This is a genomic window from Vibrio sp. PBL-C16 (genome assembly GCF_034321865.1).
GTDB classification, from domain to species: domain Bacteria; phylum Pseudomonadota; class Gammaproteobacteria; order Enterobacterales; family Vibrionaceae; genus Vibrio; species Vibrio alginolyticus.
Genome location: NZ_JAXLNY010000002.1, coordinates 1,163,706 through 1,184,011 on the forward strand (window position 1 = coordinate 1,163,706; position 20,306 = coordinate 1,184,011).

The window sequence follows — 20,306 nt, forward strand, 5'->3', positions numbered from 1 at the left end:
TTACTTTTAGAAAGCTTGCACGTTGGTTCTGTGCTAAGGATAATAACCGTGTCGTTATTTATCGCTCTCTGCTCCATCATTAAGATTTTTGTACATCGAGGAGTATGAGAAATACAGCGTGTATGTGAGTGTTTCTATCGAGACGTATTAATACTCAAATCGCGGTGTGAAAAGTCATTTAAAACAGAGGTTTACTAAGTTGTCATCTTATACATCTGAAATATACAAAGAGTTTATGTTCGAAGCAGCACACCATTTGCCACACGTACCAGAAGGTCACAAGTGTGGTCGTTTGCACGGACACTCTTTCCTTGTTCGTCTTTATGTAGAAGGTGAAGTTGATCCACATACAGGTTGGGTAGTGGATTTTGCAGAGATCAAAGCTGCATTTAAACCAATTTACAATCGCTTAGACCATTACTACCTAAACGACATTGAAGGGTTAGAGAACCCGACTAGCGAAGTGTTAGCAAAATGGATTTGGCAGCAGCTTAAGCCAAGCTTACCACAGCTAAGTAAAGTAGAAATCAAAGAAACGTGCACAGCGGGTTGTATTTACAAAGGCGAATAAGTCACTTTCTATTGAGCATTAAACAAAGGCAAGCGAGAAGCTTGCCTTTGTTGTATCTGAATGGCCCAATTTTGATTATGCTTCACCAGCTAGCTTAATGGGTGTCGTAGAATCCATTCTTTTTCATTATCACCCAATGTTGTTTCCTCTGTATTAATGAATCCGCACGCATCAAGAAAACTGATAGCGTATTGCTGACTTTGTGGAACAGTGGCGCAAAGAGAGGTGCTTTTAGGGTTAATGGTATACGCATAAAGGAACAGTTTACGCAATGCCTCACTCCCAACCCTTTGACGTTGAAAACGTTGATCAATCATCAAGTATTTAAGCTCCAGTTCGTATCGTTTAGCAAACGGTGCATGTTGGGAGAAACCTTTATCGATAACAAGATAGCCTACTAATAGGTCATCAGAATAAATCGTAAAGAACGCCTCTGACTTACTACGTTTTTGATAAGCCATTTCAAACGGCGTAAAAAATCCTTTTTGCTCTTCTTGCACATCCAATTGCATCAAACTTGAAAAATCTTTCAGTTTGGTGGGTTTAATCGCAATCATCGCTCAATCACAAATTGGCGGCATACCTTTATGCCACCACGAGTTTTTATAGAGTATTAAATCTATTTTAAGTAACTAACCGAGTGAAGAAAAGCTAGCAATGAAGAGGGTAATAATAACCTTGGTGAATATAGGCGCCCAATGTTGTGAGTAAGTGAGCACTGTCTGCCGTTTCTACGCCTTCAACAATGATCGTGCAGCGATACGTATTGCCCATAGCAATTAACTGACGCAAGGTTTCTATCTTTTTATCATCAGATTTTAGGCCAATAACAAATTCTCGGTCGATTTTGAGGTAGTCCGGATTCAGCTTGCTGATAAGCGCCACGTTATTATTGCCGGTGCCAAAGTCATCAATACTGATTTTACAATCCAGAGCTTTTAGTTTTGCGACATTGCCATAAATCTCAGAGGTATAGTACATCGATGCATTTTCTGTGATTTCGATTGTCAGCAAACGGCAATCCCGATTAGATAGCTCTCTATATAGGATTGAAAAGTTACGCCCTCGCAGCAAAGAAGGACAAACGTTAATGCTGATAGGGATGGGCAACGCTTTTTGTTTGGTGTAGATGGAATCAATCACCAGTAAGGTATGAGTTAGCAGCAATCCATTGCGGATCAGTGTTTCAATAAACCGTTGCGTATTTTTTACCTTAAACCGGGAGAGGGCTTCGTAGTGCACAATCTTTTGTGCCGAAGTGTTATAAATCGGCTCCAGTTTTATTTTGAATTGTCGAATTGCGCACAAGTAAGCCATAAAGGCTTGTAGGGAGCGGTGACGCAGTATAATGAGAAAAAGTAAGCTCAGTAGAATGATACTTTGAAACGGTCCAGAGATGTAATACACCTCTTTATAGCCACTATTCTTTACGTGATAATTGAAAAAGCGTTCATTGGTGTTACCAATCTCTAACGACGTTCCGGTATTCGTTGATAGCTTCATACCGGAAAGAAAAAAACGTGAAATATGATTTTCAACATTGTCGGATAAGTTAATGTTTTTAACACGAACCAAAACAGTTGCGTTATTTAAGTCAAATGATTGGGTCGTGTAATTGTTATTGTTACTCCACTCTTCAAAGGCTTTTTTGCTGACAGGGACAACGGTTTCTGGAGTGACTAAGCATCGAATATTGAAACGATCTAGCATCATGCTCGATTCCACCAACTTCACATTATCAAATAGCGACTTCAGTTCGCTTTCATTAGCAAAGCAACTCCTGCGGGAAAGGCTCTCTGCAATTTCGAAGGCGTTATCCAGATAATTATGTTTAACGATGCTGTTTATCGCGTAGTAACAGATAGCAAAGAAAATGATCGCAGTGATCAACACAACCCACATCGCTTCTGAATAGATCTTTTTATTACGCAGGCAAATACGAAGTGCTTTTCGAAGACTATTGGTTGTGTATTGATTGATCTTCTGTTGATGTTCGATGCCATTCTGGTGGTTGTTTTGCATAGTAAAAGGGATGAAGTATCCGGTCCGGTGAATGTTTTCGATAATGTTTTTGTTAGTGGTTAAGTGTTCTTCCGTGAGCTTGCGAAATTTCTTTCTTAGAGCGGCCACCGCGTTTTTAAAGCCATTTTCAGGCAGTGTCATTTTGTATTGTTGAGTGATTTTGCTTTCTATTAACCGCTGACTAATCGGCGTATTTAAACTGCCGTATGTGGCGATAGTTGACAGAATGGCGTACTCATTTGGGTTGACAGGAATGGAGTGGTGGAGTGACTGATTGAGCTCTAGAGATATTTCGTTTTCGGACAAGCAAACGCAGATTTGGTTTCCAATTTCAAACCTAATCATGTGTTGATGTGCTCCAAGTTTAATTTTTGGCTACGTTATCAATAAAGCTAGGGAAGAGATGTGATTTTTTACTGAGATATCCATAATATTTGGATATATTCAACGTTTTAGGTTTTTTTTACTTGTCCTGATAACGCATTTTCCTGGATTTTTTAGGTATAAAAAAACCCGAGCATAAACTCGGGTTTTGATTGGTATTCAGAAAGGCGTGTTAGCAAATCACTTTGATTGCTAGACCACCTTGAGATGTTTCGCGGTATTTCGCGTTCATGTCTTTACCTGTTTCTAGCATGGTTTCGATAACCTTATCTAGAGAAACAGTTGGAGCTGAAGAGCGACGTAGTGCCATGCGAGTAGAGTTGATTGCTTTTACTGCCGCAATACCGTTACGCTCAATACATGGAACCTGAACCTGACCTGCAACTGGGTCACACGTTAGACCTAAGTTGTGCTCCATCGCGATTTCTGCTGCCATACATACTTGCTCTGGGCTACCACCCATAAGCTCAGCAAGGCCTGCTGCTGCCATAGAACATGCCACGCCAACTTCACCCTGACAGCCAACCTCTGCACCAGAGATAGACGCGTTACGCTTGTAAAGACCTCCGATTGCGCCAGAAGCTGCAAAGTAACGGATGTAATCTTTTTCAGTCACAGTTTGGATGAACTTATCGTAGTAAGCCAGTACCGCAGGGATGATGCCACACGCACCGTTAGTTGGTGCTGTAACAACGCGGCCACCTGCTGCGTTCTCTTCGTTTACTGCGAAAGCAAACATGTTTACCCAATCAACAACAGACATTGGGTCGTTTGTTGTCTTTTCTGAAGTAAGTAGCTGCTGGCGAAGTGCTGCTGCACGGCGAGGCACACGCAGTGGACCAGGCAAAATACCTTCTTCATTCATACCGCGATCCATACACTCGCGCATTGTGCGCCAGATGTTCGCGAAATAAGTACGAGTTTCTTCATCTGAATGAAGCGCATGCTCATTCTTCATGGTTAGTGCGCTGATGGACAATCCACTTTCGTGGCATTGGTTAACCAGTTCCTCTGCCGTTGTAAACGGGTAAGGTACTTTTACTGGGTTCTCAGCTTCTTTACCGAAATTTTCTTCATCAACGATGAAACCACCGCCGATAGAGTAGTAAGTTTTTGAGTACGCTTTTTCGTCATCAATCCAAGCGTGGATCTGCATGCCGTTTTCGTGTAGCTCTAGGTTTGTTTTGTGGAAGTTCATTCCACCTTCACGTGGGAACGATACTGTGTGACAGTGCATGCCAACAGGAAGGCGTTCAGTTTCTTCTACACGAGCGATAAAGCCCGGGATAGAATCGATATCAACTTTCTCAGGAGTGTTGCCTGCAAGACCCATGATGATAGCAATATCTGTGTGGTGACCTTTCCCTGTCAGTGATAGTGATCCATAAACGTCAACGGTGATTTTAGTGATGTCGCGCAGTTTTCCCATTGCACGAAGATCATCAATAAACTCTTTACCCGCTTTCATTGGGCCTACAGTGTGTGAGCTTGAAGGTCCAACACCGATTTTATAGATATCAAAAACACTAATCATATCGATTACCTCAGAAGAAAGCCTCCCAAGGGGAGTTGGGAGGCTTAATTTTATCGTTATATTTTTGGATTAATCATACTGCACTGGGCAGAGATGATTAAAGAGCGCCGTAGATTACAGAACTAATTGCAGCAAGACCACAGATTGCTGTGAAAATTTGCACAGGTGCTGAAGTTTTGTACTTAGCCATCGCAGGAACTTTTTGCATTGCGAAGATTGGCATCAAGAATAGGATTGCCGCAATCATCGGTGCACCCATTGTTTCAATCATACCTAGGATGCTTGGGTTAACGATAGCAACGATCCAAGTTGTGATTACAATGAAGATTAGAGACATCTTCTCGATCTTGCTTACTGGTGATTTTGAACGAGATTTCACTAGACCAACTAGACCTTCGTGCGCGCCTAAGAAGTGGCCAAAGTAGCTAGAGGTGATCGCTGCGAAAGCAACCAATGGACCCATGTAAGAGATCAGTGGAGATTCATGCACGTTTGCTAGGTAAGAAAGAACAGAGATGTTTTGCTCTTGCGCTGTTGCTAGTTGCTCTGGAGACAGAGAAAGTACAACAGAGAAAACGAAGAACATAACAAAGCCCATCAGCATCATTGCTGCGCCACCAGTGATAGTGTCAGTTTTCTTAACTGCGTCATCACCGTATACACGACGTTGCTCTTTAGAGAATTGAGAAATGATTGGGCTGTGGTTGAAAGAGAACACAATAACAGGGATTGCTAGCCAAACGATAGCTGGCATTGCACCCCAGTCAGGCGACACTTCCATCATTGAAGTGTTCCAACCAGGAATTAGGTATACAGACAGTGCTAGTAGGATGAACACGAGAGGGTAAACCATTGCTGAAGTTGCTTTCAGCATAAGCTCTTTACCGAATACTACGCCTGCTGTCATTGCAGCAATAAGTGCACCAGAAAGTAGCCAGCGAGGAATAGATTCCATGCCCATTTGGTTAACTAGGAAAGAGTCAACTGTGTTTGTGATACCAACACCGTAGATAAGTACGATTGGGTAGATAGCGAAGAAGTAAGCGAACGTAATAAGGTTTGCGCCAGTCTTACCAAAGTGCTCTTCTACTGTGTCGGTGATGTCCGCTTCAGGGTTTTTCGCAGAAAGAACGAAACGAGCTAAAGATTTGTGTGCGAACCAAGTCATTGGTGCTGCGATTAGGGCTAGGATTACTAATGGCCAAAAGCCACCTGCACCTGCTTTAATAGGAAGGAACAGTACACCTGCACCTACTGCCGTACCAAAAAGGGACAGACACCAGGTAAAGTCTTTGTAAGAAAACTTACTAGACGATTGTGCGGTAGAAACCGCAGAAGTAGTTGTATTCATTTTTTAGTTACTCATTTTGGGAACAGGAAATAAGTCGGGAGTAATTTTGCAAGATTTTACACTAGGAAAATTAGATCTAAATCATTTATTGCTTACGCTTATTGAATGATATGTCAAAAACCTGCTTTTTATCACGAAAATGATGTGCTACTCGTGATTTCTGCTAATGAGTAAAATTAGAAAAACTTATCAATAGGGCTGTTTGTATAAATTTATTTCACCGCAAGCGTTTGCGGTGAAAATGGAAAATTAATCTAATGTGAATGAATGTTTATGAAGCAACGTTTTATTAATATTGATGCGCATAATGATCGCGCCTATAAAAGCACCGATATCAACAACTGTTTAATGTGAAATAATATGTTTTTGCATTGATTCGATAATTTGTGCCGTCATGCCCCAGATGAAATGCTGTCTATATGGAATAGCAAATACACGATGACTGCTTCTTTTTAGGTCAAATTTGGTGCTATACAATTTTTTGGGGTTCAGAATATGGTTGGCAGGAACCTCAAAAACTGACTCTACTTCATTTGGGTCAATATGCGTTTTATATTCCGGAGAAACAAAAGCCAAAAAAGGTGTCACATTAAATTGACTAATCGTTGGTAGTGTAGGCAGTTGACCAAACACATGAATATGCTCATCTTCTATCCCAACTTCTTCTTTGGTTTCCCTTAAAGCGGTATTCACGAGCTGAATATCTTCCTGCTCATATTTGCCACCGGGAAAGCTGATTTGACCCGGATGATGGCGTAAGTGGGCTGCACGCTTAGTCAGAATGACTTGTAACCCGTCATCGCGTTCCACAAAACCGATTAAGACTGCCGCATCTCTCAGGGACTTTTCTTTCATCCATTTCAGTCGTGCAAGGGACTCTTTGTGGTAGCCCGTTGGAAGCCGAAATTGAAAGTTCTGTAGTAAATGAGTTTTGTCGATAACCAAACTGAGTCCTTATTTATCGTGCCTAACCATTATTTATTATACTCAAAGACGGCAAAGCGTATGGCGTTATCGTTACTGGTTACCAAATAAAACATTCGCATTAAAGCACTCGCCAGCACTTTCCCTCTTTGTGTTGTGTGTCTCACTCTGCTTGAACATATTAATTTGAAACTTATAAGGTTATACACCATTCTTTATTTTAGGACGTCACTATAGGACAAGTATTGGCCAATGAAAGGGATTATTTTCACCGAGTTCATGGAGTTAGTAGAAGAGAAATTCGGTCTTGATGTGTTAGACCAAGTTCTCGATCTTTCTAACGATGAAGGTGTTTACACCGCTGTTGGTAGTTACGATCACAAAGACTTGGTTAAGTTGATCGTGAATCTCAGTAAAGTATCTGGTGTTCCCCCCGAGCAACTGCAAGAAGTGTTTGGAGAGTGCGTCTTTTTGAATTTACTTCGCTCCATTCCTAGTCACGCCAGTTTGCAACAGTGTGAAACGACGTTTCAATTTGTTCGCCATGTTGAAGACTTTATTCATGTCGAAGTTAAGAAGCTCTATCCTGATGCTAACCCTCCGCAATTTGATTTCATTAGTGAAAACCAATCCCAATTGGTATTTGACTACCACAGCGCAAGATGTATGTCTCACGTATGCTTAGGATTGATAAAAGGTTGTGCTGCACATTTTGGTGAGGTAGTTCATATCAAACATCAAAACCAGTCAGAAGATGGCAGCAAAGTACGTTTTTGGTTAGAGGCTCAATAAGAACGATATGACGGGAAGTTCCTCATTAGAAAGGAAACTCAAACGAGAAGTTGCATCAAGAAAAGCAGCTGAGCAGCTGTTGGAACAGAAAAGCTTAGAGTTATATGAATCCAACCAGCAACTCAGTGTTGCATTGAAAAAGCTAGAGCTGAAATCTAAAAAGGATCTTCGTAAGTTTGAGTTTGAAGAGCAAATTGATGCCACGTTGATTAAGTTCGGTCGTACTTTTTTATCGAGCACGTTCGATGAAGCAATGATAGCGAGCTTTATTGAGCAGCTCACTTCTAACTCGATCATTTCTGCGGCTTACTTGTTTCTTGACGCTACAAAGCTGAGCTCATTGCGTCGTCATCACTTTGGTCACTTACAGCTTCGTCATAACAACGAGATTTTCACCACTCCTAATTGGCAGGGAGAGAATTTGCATTTGCCAGTTATCATTGATGGGGAAACGGTTGGGGAGTTGATTTTCTCTGTGTTGCAAGATCAAATCGATCAGTCTTTTATTTCCAAACAGATGGAGCTCGTGTCTGACTTAGTTCATGGTGTTATTGGTCGACACTTAAGTTTAGAGCGAGAGGTCGAGCTGAGAAAGCGGGCTGAGGAATCAGAAAAAGCGACGAAGGAGTTTGTCGCCATGATTAACCATGAGCTGCGAACTCCTCTCAATGGCGTATTGGGTAGTGCGGAGTTATTGAGTCGAACCCAATTAGAAGAAGAGCAGCGTCAATACTTGAGCAATCTGACTCAATCAGGGGACTTATTGAGAGTTATCATTAATGATCTTCTTGATTTCAGTAAGATGAATGCCGGTATGATGGAAATCATACATAAAGTCTTTGCCTGGGAGGAACTTGAAAAAGCCATCATGGGTGTATTTGCAGCTAAGGCTGCGGAAAAACGTATCCATTTCTCTATCGACAAAAAGCTGGGGATCCCGGAATTTTTAGTCGGTGACTTAGAGCGCATTACACAAATTTTGGTTAACTTGGTGGGAAACGCGATTAAGTTTACTCACTTGGGTGGCGTCGTGTTACGGGTGGAATGGCTTAACGGCACGGCTTATTTTGAGGTTGAAGACACTGGTATTGGCATCCCAATAAAAGCACAGCCGTCACTCTTTGATCCATTTGTCCAAGTTGATCGCTCGGCGAAACGCAGCTTTGAAGGCTCAGGTTTAGGTCTCGCGATTTGTAAAAATCTCGTGGATTTGATGCAAGGTCAAATTAGCTTTGAGAGTGAAGAGCGCAAAGGCACAACTTTTAAAGTTGCTATTCCTCTTGAGGAAGGGCAAGCACAAGGCACAGCAGAGGGGGAATTGGTCACCATAGAGCGAAGCGATTTAGCAGGACGCTCAATATTAGTGGTTGATGACATCAGAATGAATCAAGTCATTGTTACTCAAATGCTGAAAAAACTCGACATTACACCTGATTTAAAAGCCAACGGCAAAGAAGCATTAGAAGCGGTGAAAAGTAAAGACTACGAACTGATATTCATGGACTGCCGAATGCCTGAAATGGATGGTTATGAGGCGACGATGTATCTGAGAGAGCGTGGCTTTACTCATCCTATTATTGCATTAACCGCTGGCACTACCATCGAAGAGCGTCAAAAGTGCATTGATTCAGGCATGGACGACATCCTCACTAAGCCGTACACCGCAACCGATATCGAACAGATTATGTGTAAGTGGCTTGAGCAGTAGACGCTGCCTCTTAAAAAGTATGTTTGTTGGCCAACGGCTAAAAGCTAAAGTACATGCAAATAAAACACACAAAAAAACGCACCACACTGGATAATGCCGATCATTTAACGACGTTTTTTGGGTCATTCTAGCGAGCCTTGGCGAGACTAAGAATCTAGTAGCAGCACGATGAGCGGGTAATGAAACAAATTTGACCACAAAGTGCTTGAATAGAAGAACCTGTATCACGCTCCTTCGTCGCTGTGCAGGGTGATGAGATACAGAAATATGCCACTCGCTGTTAAATGAGCGGCATTACCGTTCTGGAGGCGTTTTAGATTGTTTTCGTCAATAGCATTAAAGCGACGTTGTCCACGGTTGAAATCTACGATTGCAGCGCTGGCAAAATCTTTGAAAGCTTATCCAACGTTTCTTGATACTCAGAGGCGCAATCGCTATCTGCCACGACGCCGCCGCCAGCCCAAGCGTAAAGTTTGTTTTTTTCCGCTACAAGAGTTCGGATAGTAATGCTGGTGTCCATACGACCATGGCGTGAAATGTAGCCAATACTGCCGCAATACGCGCTGCGTCGATGCGGCTCCAGTTCTTCAATGATCTGCATTGCGCGAACTTTAGGTGCGCCCGTAATTGAACCGCCTGGAAAACACGCTCGCAGCAAATCCGCAGGAGCGTATTGTTCATCCAAATTTGCACGAATGGTGCTCACCAAATGATGCACGGCAGGGAAGCTTTCAATATCGAACAACTTTGGCACGTGAACGCTACCCGGTGATGCAACTCGACCAATATCATTACGCAGCAAATCGACAATCATCAGGTTTTCTGCCTGATCTTTTTCCGCTGTCTGCAAGTCATGGGCATTAGCGTTATCTTTCTTTGGATCTTCGCTGCGTGGGCGAGTACCTTTGATTGGTTTTGTTTCAATGACGCGATCTTTGAGCTCTAAAAAGCGCTCTGGAGAGATACTCAAAATCGAAGACTCAGGCATACGGATAAACGCTGAGAATGGCGCTTGGTTGGCGGACTCCAATTTCAGATACGCTTGCCACTCGCTGCCTTGATACGGTGCGTTAAAGCGCTGCGCCAAATTGATCTGATAACAGTCACCGCTCAACAAGTATTCTTGCACCTTGTCAAAGCGAGTGGCGTAGCTCTCTTTCGTCATGTTTGACTGCCAATCACCAGACAAAGCGAAGTCAACGGTTTGTTCTGCTTTTTGCTCGTTTAACCATTGCCAAGCTTGCTCGATGTTCTGACCGACTAAGCATGCTTTTTTTAGCTGGTGGTCAACAACAACGGCCCATTCATACAGACCTACCGCCATATCCGGCGTGTTGAGGTCCTTTTCTGCCACTTCTGGCATCGTTTCTACGCGGCGACCTAAATCGTAACTGAAGTAACCGAGCGCACCGCCGACAAAAGGCAGATCCAATTCTTTATTTAACTCTACGTGAGGAAGCCACTGTTCTTGCAACTGATGAAGCAGCGCAAATGGGTCATCTTGAGTTGAATAGGCATTCGATGGCGTTTCAACTTGTGTGTTGTCGGCAGTGGTTTCTAACGTTGCAATTGGGTTGGCGACCAACACATCGAAGCGGCTATCGATATGCGTTTCTGATGCAGAACGCAGCAACATCGCCCAAGGCTGGTGTTGAATGCGAGAAAAAAGGTGAAGAGCAAACTCTGGTGCGTATTCCAGCGCTTTAAAATCAATGAATTGATTGTCCATGTTGTTCATTTGTGTAATTTGTGACAAAGAGATCGTTCACTGCATGGCATGTCATGGGCAGCAAGAGTATCATATTCCTCTGTATAGCCAAACTCCCTCTATTCATAGGGTTTTGAGATGGTTTACAAGTAGGCAACTTCAGCATTTCGTGTGTCGATATCAGCCGTTCGACAATTGTTTATAAAAAACGAAGCTCAAAAGAGCAATAAGCTCAACAAACACGATTGAAGCCAAGCCAATAATGGAAGCATAACTATAACGAGGCATGTAATGACGGTAATACGCAAGCAGGATGTGATCAGCAGTGTCGCTGATGCGCTACAGTATATTTCTTACTACCACCCGCTAGACTTTGTTCAAGCTCTTGAAAAAGCCTATCACCGCGAAGAGAGCCAAGCCGCTAAAGACGCGATAGCTCAGATCTTAATTAACTCCCGAATGTCCGCAGAAGGTCACCGTCCAATTTGTCAGGATACTGGTATTGTGACGTGTTTCGTCAACATCGGTATGGGCGTGCAATGGGATTCGACCGACATGACGGTTCAGCAGATGGTAGATGAAGGTGTTCGACAAGCGTACACGAACCCTGATAACCCGTTGCGTGCGTCAGTACTTATGGACCCTGCTGGTAAACGTATTAATACCAAAGACAACACGCCTGCCGTCGTACATATCAACATGGTTCCGGGCGATAAAGTTGAAATTCAGATCGCTGCGAAGGGCGGCGGTAGCGAAAACAAAACTAAGATGGTGATGCTAAACCCATCTGACGATATTGCTGAGTGGGTAGAAAAAACGCTACCAACAATGGGGGCTGGCTGGTGTCCTCCTGGCATGCTTGGCATTGGTATCGGCGGTACGGCTGAAAAAGCAGCGGTATTGGCAAAAGAATCTCTAATGGAACACATCGATATTCAAGAGCTTATTGACCGTGGCCCACAAAACGCAGAAGAAGAGCTTCGTTTGGATATCTTCAATCGCGTGAACAAACTTGGTATCGGTGCGCAAGGTCTTGGCGGTTTGACGACTGTTGTCGACGTTAAAATCAAAACTGCGCCAACGCACGCGGCTTCTAAGCCTGTTTGTTTGATCCCGAACTGTGCGGCGACTCGTCACGTACACTTCACGCTTGATGGTAGCGGCCCAGCAGAGCTAACACCACCTAAACTAAAAGATTGGCCAGATATCACTTGGGAAGCGGGCGAAAATACGCGTCGCGTAAACTTAGACACAATTACTAAAGAAGAAGTACAAGAGTGGAAGACAGGCGAAACGGTTCTTCTATCAGGTAAAATTCTGACTGGTCGTGATGCTGCGCATAAACGTATTCAAGGCATGCTAGATAACGGTGAAGGTCTACCTGAAGGCGTAGATCTAAACGGTAAGTTCATTTACTACGTAGGCCCTGTCGATGCAGTTGGTGATGAAGTCGTTGGTCCTGCTGGCCCAACAACATCTACGCGTATGGATAAATTCACCGACATGATGCTAGAAAAGGCCGGCATCATGGGCATGATCGGTAAAGCTGAGCGTGGCCCTGCAACGGTTGAATCTATCAAGAATCACAAAGCGGTTTACCTAATGGCTGTAGGTGGCGCTGCATACTTGGTGGCGAAAGCGATCAAGAAAGCTCGCGTTGTCGCATTTGAAGATTTAGGTATGGAAGCGATTTACGAATTTGAAGTTGAAGATATGCCAGTAACAGTGGCTGTCGACTCAAATGGTGTTAACGCGCACCAAATTGGTCCAGACACTTGGAAAGTGAAAATTCAAGAGATGGAAGCATAAGGCAAAGGGCAATCTTGCTGCGTCTCAGTAGAGAGAATGTGACAAGGTGCTGATTTACCTAGCAAACAATTGACAAAAGTGCAGCGAAACCTGCACTTTTTGTCTATATAATTAAGGATATAAACCTTTAGGCATAGCAATCAAACGTTATGCGAACAATAATTAGGAGACGGCATGCCTCGTTTTATTCAGATTCTACAAATTATTCTTGCTGTAGTGATAGGTGGCTTTGTTGGCTATGACTTGATTCTTCACGGTATCAGCATCTTTGATGAAAAGTACGTGACCATCACATGTGTGTTGTGGTTGATTTTAGAAATCGCTCTATTTGTTATCTATAAGTTGATCGAAGACGACTAGGCTTAAAGAAAGCGGGTTCCTGTTTAACATAGTAATCAGCGCATATAGAGTTACTAATGCTGTAGATTAAGTAAGCCTCTGAACCACTCAGGGGCTTTTCTTTTTTAACACAGCATTAAGCCGGATGTTTTGTTCATCTTTTATTAAGGTATATAAAGTTAAACTCATAGGATTCGGGATAGAACAGTATTCATAGCTCGAAATTCGAAGTCGCTGACAACGTTGTTTTAAAGTGGAGTAAGATAAAGAAGCGTAATGAAGAGAATAAAGAAAGAAGTTAATGACTTTATCAACAGAGGTATGGACTCTAATGTTCGAATTGCTGTCACCGGACTTTCTCGTGCCGGTAAGACGGCATTCATCACGTCATTAGTGAATCAGCTTCTTCATACTGCAACCCATGACAATTTGCCTCTTTTGACTGCGGCTAGAGATAAGCGCCTTATTGGGGCGAAGCGTGAGCCTCAATCGAATATGATGGTGCCACGCTTTGCTTACGATGAGGCGATGAGCCAAATTCATGCCACTCCACCTAAGTGGCCAGTACCGACACGTGATGTGAGTGAGATTCGCTTAGCGCTCAAGTACAAACCAAATAAAACTACGAAAAAGCTGTTGAGTAAAACCGCAATTTTAAATGTTGATATTATCGACTATCCAGGAGAGTGGTTGCTCGACCTGCCTTTATTGGACATGGACTTTGCAACGTGGTCGCAAACTCAGTTTGATGCACTTAAAGGCCAGCGTGGCGATTTAGCCAAAGCTTGGCTTTCTGAACTGGAGAAAGTGGATCTCTTTGCAGAAGTGAATGAGAAACTACTTGAGAAAGTTGCACATACATACACAGAGTACCTTCATTCTTGTAAAGACGCTGGCCTTCATTGGGTTCAGCCTGGCCGCTTTGTATTACCTGGTGAGCTAGCAGGCGCGCCGGTGCTACAGTTTTTTCCGTGTCGTGCTGATTCGGAAAGCAAAGCGCCCAAGGGCAGTAACTTAGCGATGCTAGAAGCCCGTTTTCAGGAATACCAACAGAAAGTAGTGAAAGCGTTTTATAAGCATCATTTTGCGACCTTCGATCGCCAGATTGTACTGGTGGATTGTTTGCAGCCTCTCAATGCTGGTGATGAAGCGTTTTACGACATGCGCCAAGCGCTAGAACAGATCATGCATAGCTTCCGTTATGGTCGTAGTAGCTTTTTGCGTCGTTTGTTCTCACCAAAAATCGACAAAGTGTTGTTTGCTGCTACAAAAGCGGATCATATCACGCCCGATCAGCACCCAAATTTGGTGTCTCTGCTCCAACAAATGGTGCATCCAGCATGGCAAACGGCAGCCTACGAGAATATTGAGATGAGCTGCATGAGTATCGCTTCCATCCAAGCAACCACGACGGGGTTTATTTCCTCTGGAGATAAGACCATCCCGGCGTTACAAGGAACAACATTGGGTGGTGAGCCGATGACTATGTTTCCCGGAGAGGTGCCGAAAAAGCTACCAAATGCAGCTTATTGGCAAAACAACGGGTTTGATTTTACGTCGTTTCGTCCGATGCCCTCACCGAATGATGAGCCAGTGAAGCACATACGCTTAGACAAAGCACTGGATTACCTGATTGGAGATAAATTGAAATGAGTGAGTTGAAGCAAAAACAAGTTTTCTCTGAAAAGGTAATGGAAAAAGAGCAGCAATCGAATCAACCGGAGTTGACGGCGCAGCAAACATTCGGCGAAAAAGAAACATTTGTACCTGTTGAAGTTAAAGAAGCGCACCAGGAGACCGAACAGGAATTGCAACTCGAGCATGTCATTCGTCCAAAATCGGGCAGAAAATGGCTCGCGACTGGCGCATTTGCAACTTTTGCTGGTTTGGTTGGCTGGCAAGCGGTGGACTCGGTTATAACCGCAATTCAGGCTTCTGATTGGCTGGCCTTAAGCTGGACGGGGTTTATTGCTGCGATCGCTTCGCTTGGTTTAGGAGCTATGGGTAAAGAGCTTTGGAAACTGCGAAAACTACGAAATCATTTTAGTGTTCAAGAAGAAGCAGAAGCACTTGTTAATAGTGAGAGCGTTGGGAAAGGGAAAGCCTTTTGCGAAACCGTAGCAGAACAAAGTGGTGTGATGGCAGAGAATCCGGGCTTTGATCGTTGGCAGAACAGTATTAACCCTGCTCATAGTGACGCTGAAATTCTTGATATGTATGACTCGATGGTGGTGAGCCAACAAGACAAGTTGGCAACGAAAATCGTATCACAGCACGCAACCGAGTGTGCGGCCCTAGTCGCCGTGAGCCCTCTGGCTGCCGCTGATATGTTGCTGGTGGCGTGGCGAAATTTCAAAATGATCGACAACCTCTCCAAGGTATATGGGGTAGAGCTAGGTTATGCATCTCGCATCAAGTTACTAAGAGCGGTATTTGTCAATATGGCGGCGGCTGGTGCCAGTGAGCTCGCTATTGATGCCAGTATGGATTTGATGTCGATGGATCTTGCTGGCAAAGTTTCTGCTCGTGCAGGGCAGGGACTAGGTGTTGGTATTCTAACGGCACGTTTGGGCTTGAAAGCGATGACCTTATTGCGTCCACTACCCTGGTATCCTGACCGTCAGGTTAAGTTGGGCACCATACGCAAGGCAGTGGCGGCGAAAGTTGCATCAATTACGATGAAACCGTAACGAATATCAACTTTGATGGATAGGATTGCTTGACGCCATTCCAAGCATGATAGAAACTACTGTCAACTTTTCCTGACAGTTGTGAATTGGGATATTTTAAGTGCGTCTTGAAGTCTTATGTGAAGATCGACTCGGCTTGACCCGAGAACTGCTCGATATTTTAGCGTCTAAAAGCATCGACTTGCGTGGTATCGAAATCGATATTAGCGGTATTATCTATTTGAATTGCCCAGATATTGATTTTGATACGTTTAGTGAGCTGATGGCTGAAATCCGCCGTATTCCGGGGGTGAAAGACGTACGTAAAATCCAGTTTATGCCGATGGAGCGCCACAATACGGAGCTGCTCTCGTTAGTTGATAACTTGCCCGATCCGGTTTTTGCCATTGATCTTAAAGGTGCTGTAGACATGGCAAACATGTCTGCACTTTCATTGCTTGGCCTTCACAAGCAAGAAGTGATTGGTACTCAAATCGGTGCTTTGTTACCAAGTGTTCGTTTCTCTCGTTGGTCTGAAGGTGTTAATGGTCGAACGCGGGAAAACCTTGTGATTGATGGCTTGGACTATGTTCTAGAGTTGATGCCAGTTTATATCCGAGACGAAGCGCAAAACTCGACTCTAGCGAGTACTCTAATGACGATTCGCTCTAGTCAGCAAGTTGCCAGAATTGAAGAAGCGCTACCGCTGCATAATCCTCTGGGTTTTGAGCACTTTGTTGGTATATCGAACCGTCATAAAGCACTAATGAACCAAGCTAAGAAGCTGTCTGTGCTTGACCAACCGTTGTTGATCGAGGGCGAAACCGGGACCGGTAAAGAAATGCTTGCTAAAGCTTGCCACAGCCGTTCTAGCCGTGCGAGCAAGCCATTCCTAGTTTTGAGTTGTGCTTCGATGCCTGACGATGTAGCAGAAACCGAACTTTTTGGTCATGCGCCGGGTTCATTTAATCATGAACAAGGCCACAAAGGCATCTTTGAGCAAGCAAATGGCGGGACGGTATTTCTTGATGAAATCGGTGAAATGAGTTCGCACCTTCAAATCAAGCTGTTACGTTTTCTACAAGATGGTAATTTCCGTCGTGTCGGTGCAGAAGATGAGATGCATGTCGATGTTCGTATCATCGCTTCAACAAAACATAACCTTGCCGAGCTTTCTGAAGCAGGAATGTTCCGTGAAGATTTGTATTATCGCCTCAACGTACTTACGCTCAGCATTCCTCCGTTACGTAAGCGCTCAAACGACGTTGCACCATTGCTTGAGTTGTTTGTGGCGAAACATGCTCAACAGCTTGGGATTGATAAGCCAGAGTTTGATGATGGTCTAGTTGATGCCCTTGCAAATTATCAGTGGCCAGGAAACATGCGCCAGCTGGATAACATGGTTCTTCGAGCGCTCACGGAAATGGATGGTGGTATACTAAACGCGGATCACTTCAATTTACCTCAGCCTCAGTCAGTCGGCGCTGGTAGTACAACGCTTAACATCGACGGTTCATTGGATGAGATCATGCGTGATTATGAATCTCAAGTTCTGGAACGTTTGTATCAGTCATTCCCATCAAGCCGCAAGCTTGCTAAGCGCTTAAATGTATCGCATACCTCAATCGCTAATAAACTGCGTGATTACGGTATACGTAAGAATTAATCGAATTGAACGAAAAGACGGAATTAATCATTTGTAATGGAAGATAACAGCTCATCTATCGCCGTTCATAAGTTGGACGGTGACTTGCTTCTTCGTACCGCTGAAATCGGTGACGCAGATATGATTGCCGACTATTTTCAAGCGAACCGAGAATACCTGAAACCGTTTGAACCGAAACGTGAAGAGGCTTTTTTCTCAGTTAACGGTTGGTTGCAAAAGCTTATCAAGCTCAATGAGCTGCATCGAATGGGATTGGGGTATTATTGCCTTTTAGTCAGAGCCTCTTCGGGTGAAATGCTAGGTACGATATCCTTTAGTAGTTTGAGTCGTTTTCCTTTTTATTCTTGTAACGTCGGATATTCTCTCGCTGAAAAAGCGCAAGGGCATGGTTATATGCGTCGTGGATTAACCATGGCTTGCGACTACATGTTTAACGTTCAGAAACTGCATCGTATTCAAGCTGGCTACATGCCTCACAATAAACGCAGTGAAGCTGTGCTAGAGCATGTAGGTTTCAACCGAGAAGGGTATGCAAAAGATTACCTTTTGATTAATGGTGAGTGGCAAGACCACGTTCTAACGTCGCTTATTAATCCGAATTGGCAGCCAGAAGGGCGATAGTATGGAACGATTGGAAAAGCAGTTAGCACTTGTAATCGAGCTCGATAAACTCAAAAGCATTTTGCGCCGAACTCGAGTTAAAAGTGCTGAAGGGCGCCTCGAAAATAGTGGTGAGCATAGTTGGCATGTCGCACTGATGGCAATATTGATGGAAGAGCATGCGAATGCACCTGTTGATATTTGCCGAGTGATGAAAATGTTATTGATACATGACGTAGTAGAGATCGACGCGGGCGATACCTTTGTTTATGATACTGCTGCGTCTCAAGAGCAAGCAAAAAAAGAAATTAGAGCCGCAGAGCGCTTGTTTGGTATGTTACCCAGCGATCAGGAGCAAGAGCTATTGGCGCTTTGGCATGAATTTGAAGCCGCGCAGACCGATGATGCTAAGTATGCAAAAGCACTCGATCGGTTAATTCCAATGCTCTTGAACTACCATAATAATGGTCAGAGTTGGAAGGAACATGGTGTCTCACGCGAACAAGCACTTACCATTAATAAACGAATTGAATTTGGCTCTGTTACCTTATGGGACAAAGCGAAAGAGTTGATTGAAGAAGCCACAGAGAAAGGTTGGCTGAAATCGTAATAAAGGAGACTGAATGTCTTATTTGCCTTTGGACGAATACCAAAGAAAATGGATTTTTACGCATCAGTCGATGCCTGTGCCAGAAGAAGATTTGGCTTTTATTAAGCCGATGAGCCAAGCCCGCTCAGCACAATTTTGGAAAGAAAATATCAGTGCTCAAAGCCCTGATATGGATAGACTAAGTTCCCAAGACTGGCCAATGAACGAGGCGAATTGGTCTGAAACTGTGGATTGGATGGCTGCGTGGGAGTCGGATGATCCTGACATGCCAGCGGAAGCTGAGGCACATATCGATTGGCAAGACGATGTAACCGTTTACTTTTGCTACGAGAAGTACAATGTCATCGAAACGAAATGGTCTATTTTTAAAAAGCACTGGAAGAACTTTCTCTTTTATGACGATGGTCCGATACTAATAGGACGTCGCCGTTCGCAAGCACTTTGGTTTGATTCAAAAGGCAATGTGAAACTCGGTGTTCGTCAATAACGAGTTATAAAGCAAAGCCACCTTTCGAGGTGGCTTTGTTTTTCTAAAGGCTGGATAATGGACTCAACACGCCACCAGCCCCGCGCTCGATAACGTGAGTATAGATTTGCGTGGTTTTTACATCAGTATGCCCTAATTGTTCCTGAACAGTTCTAATGTCTGCGCCAGATTCCAATAAGTGCGTGGCAAAACTGTGTCTTAGTGTGTGGCAAGTTACAGTTTTCTCAATGCTTGCGTCGCTTGCCGCGCGCTTTACTGCTCTTTGTATTGCGCTTTCATTGATATGATGCCTTCTCAATTCACCAGTGTCTCGATCTGCGCTTAACTTTGTTGATGGAAACAAAAAGTGCCAGTTAAAATCTAGCTCCGCTTTTGGGTATTTACGTCGTAAACCTTCAGAGATGTATACGCCCGCATAACCAGGCATGTGCCTATCTTTAAAGTAATAGTTTCTTGCTAAATTAACTTGAGCTTTGAGTGGTTCATGCAGTTCTTTGGCTAATGTGACTGTACGATTTTTACCTCCTTTTCCTTGCCACACGCGAACTGCACCATAATCATAATCGATATCTTGAACTCTTAAGCGTAAACATTCCATAACTCGAAGCCCGGAGCCGTAAAGCAGCTGAATATGGAGTCTATACCTCGGGTCGATATGCTGAACGAATCTTCGGATCTCCTCCCTGGTTAACACAACGGGAAGTTTCTTTTCGGTCAAGGATTTCTGAAATCTCATATCAAGTGATAGTGGGGTTTTGAAATAATCACGATATAAAAATGATATTGAGTTCAGCGCCAAAGCTTGCGTTTTTACCGCAACTTTTTCTTCTACCGCTAAGTAACTCAGAAATTGAATGACATCATCTTCTGCTAGTGTTGATGGGTGAGCAAGCTGGTGAAAAGTGATAAAGCGTTTTATCCAAAATAGATAACTTTCGATAGTTTTATTCGCATAATGACGAGTAAGCATGTGCTCTTTTACACTAAGTAAAAACTGACTTTTCATGATAAATTAACCTGTTTATTTATACAGCTCCCTTAATGTATCACCACTTTTGAAATTAGCGTGCTGTGCGCCGCCTAATTGCGCGCGCTACCACACATATTCATACTGTTTTTCTATTTGTTTCAT

18 protein-coding genes are annotated in these 20,306 nt (G+C 43.6%); 11 read left to right on the top strand and 7 right to left on the bottom strand.

The genetic code is table 11. The features are described 5' to 3' along the window. The first annotated feature begins 199 nt into the window (after positions 1–199). Positions 200–571, top strand: a complete 372-nt coding sequence (queD, locus tag UQW94_RS13595; protein ID WP_322142285.1) for a 6-carboxytetrahydropterin synthase QueD — start codon at positions 200–202, stop codon at positions 569–571. An 89-nt stretch (positions 572–660) separates the two neighbouring features. Here queD and UQW94_RS13600 read toward each other — a convergent pair whose 3' ends face one another. From UQW94_RS13600 to UQW94_RS13620, 5 genes are all read right to left on the bottom strand, one after another. Continuing rightward, positions 661–1,128: a GNAT family N-acetyltransferase gene (locus UQW94_RS13600; protein ID WP_025767296.1), complete on the bottom strand. Its 468-nt coding sequence runs from the start codon at positions 1,126–1,128 to the stop codon at positions 661–663. Between the two features lie 94 nt (positions 1,129–1,222). After that, entirely contained in the window at positions 1,223–2,938 is a 1,716-nt protein-coding gene (locus tag UQW94_RS13605; RefSeq protein ID WP_322142286.1) for an EAL domain-containing protein, read from the bottom strand. A 211-nt stretch (positions 2,939–3,149) separates the two neighbouring features. After that, positions 3,150–4,511 carry an L-serine ammonia-lyase gene (locus UQW94_RS13610; protein WP_005376899.1) on the bottom strand — a complete coding sequence of 454 codons (1,362 nt, stop codon included), beginning with the start codon at positions 4,509–4,511 and terminating at the stop codon, positions 3,150–3,152. A 97-nt stretch (positions 4,512–4,608) separates the two neighbouring features. Then, complete coding sequence (locus UQW94_RS13615; protein WP_005376900.1) at positions 4,609–5,862, bottom strand: aromatic amino acid transport family protein; 1,254 nt, start codon at positions 5,860–5,862, stop codon at positions 4,609–4,611. 345 nt (positions 5,863–6,207) lie between these two features. Continuing rightward, on the bottom strand, positions 6,208–6,807 hold the full coding sequence (locus UQW94_RS13620; protein WP_005376901.1) for a CoA pyrophosphatase: 600 nt from the start codon (positions 6,805–6,807) through the stop codon (positions 6,208–6,210). Positions 6,808–7,038: 231 nt separating this feature from the next. Here UQW94_RS13620 and UQW94_RS13625 point away from each other — a divergent pair, with 231 nt between their 5' ends. Continuing rightward, complete coding sequence (locus UQW94_RS13625) at positions 7,039–7,578, top strand: heme NO-binding domain-containing protein (RefSeq protein ID WP_005388282.1); 540 nt, start codon at positions 7,039–7,041, stop codon at positions 7,576–7,578. 7 nt (positions 7,579–7,585) lie between these two features. Next, entirely contained in the window at positions 7,586–9,286 is a 1,701-nt protein-coding gene (locus tag UQW94_RS13630; protein ID WP_005376903.1) for an ATP-binding protein, read from the top strand. Positions 9,287–9,650: 364 nt separating this feature from the next. On the opposite strand, the gene pabB is transcribed toward UQW94_RS13630, so the two are convergent. Then, positions 9,651–11,015, bottom strand: a complete 1,365-nt coding sequence (pabB, locus tag UQW94_RS13635) for an aminodeoxychorismate synthase component 1 (protein ID WP_064354119.1) — start codon at positions 11,013–11,015, stop codon at positions 9,651–9,653. Positions 11,016–11,285: 270 nt separating this feature from the next. Here pabB and UQW94_RS13640 point away from each other — a divergent pair, with 270 nt between their 5' ends. The 8 genes from UQW94_RS13640 (at position 11,286) to UQW94_RS13675 (ending at position 19,174) form a co-directional block, all read left to right on the top strand. Beyond that, positions 11,286–12,803 carry a fumarate hydratase gene (locus UQW94_RS13640; RefSeq protein WP_064354118.1) on the top strand — a complete coding sequence of 506 codons (1,518 nt, stop codon included), beginning with the start codon at positions 11,286–11,288 and terminating at the stop codon, positions 12,801–12,803. A 174-nt stretch (positions 12,804–12,977) separates the two neighbouring features. After that, positions 12,978–13,163, top strand: coding sequence for a hypothetical protein (locus UQW94_RS13645; protein ID WP_005376906.1), 186 nt, complete (start codon positions 12,978–12,980; stop codon positions 13,161–13,163). A 255-nt stretch (positions 13,164–13,418) separates the two neighbouring features. After that, entirely contained in the window at positions 13,419–14,795 is a 1,377-nt protein-coding gene (locus UQW94_RS13650) for a YcjX family protein (RefSeq protein ID WP_213868135.1), read from the top strand. Continuing rightward, complete coding sequence (locus UQW94_RS13655) at positions 14,792–15,832, top strand: YcjF family protein (RefSeq protein ID WP_005388274.1); 1,041 nt, start codon at positions 14,792–14,794, stop codon at positions 15,830–15,832. The genes UQW94_RS13650 and UQW94_RS13655 overlap by 4 nt, the downstream gene beginning before the upstream one ends. Positions 15,833–15,932: 100 nt before the next feature. After that, complete coding sequence (gene tyrR, locus UQW94_RS13660) at positions 15,933–17,477, top strand: transcriptional regulator TyrR (RefSeq protein WP_005388272.1); 1,545 nt, start codon at positions 15,933–15,935, stop codon at positions 17,475–17,477. Between the two features lie 36 nt (positions 17,478–17,513). Next, complete coding sequence (rimJ, locus tag UQW94_RS13665; RefSeq protein WP_225474039.1) at positions 17,514–18,098, top strand: ribosomal protein S5-alanine N-acetyltransferase; 585 nt, start codon at positions 17,514–17,516, stop codon at positions 18,096–18,098. A gap of 1 nt (position 18,099) precedes the next feature. Then, positions 18,100–18,687 carry an HD domain-containing protein gene (locus UQW94_RS13670; protein WP_130545081.1) on the top strand — a complete coding sequence of 196 codons (588 nt, stop codon included), beginning with the start codon at positions 18,100–18,102 and terminating at the stop codon, positions 18,685–18,687. Between the two features lie 13 nt (positions 18,688–18,700). Next, positions 18,701–19,174 (top strand): DUF2947 domain-containing protein, encoded by a 474-nt coding sequence (locus UQW94_RS13675; protein ID WP_017636094.1) that lies wholly within the window; start codon positions 18,701–18,703, stop codon positions 19,172–19,174. A gap of 43 nt (positions 19,175–19,217) precedes the next feature. Here UQW94_RS13675 and UQW94_RS13680 read toward each other — a convergent pair whose 3' ends face one another. Further along, positions 19,218–20,180 carry an integron integrase gene (locus UQW94_RS13680; protein WP_017636093.1) on the bottom strand — a complete coding sequence of 321 codons (963 nt, stop codon included), beginning with the start codon at positions 20,178–20,180 and terminating at the stop codon, positions 19,218–19,220. Positions 20,181–20,306 lie beyond the last annotated feature (126 nt).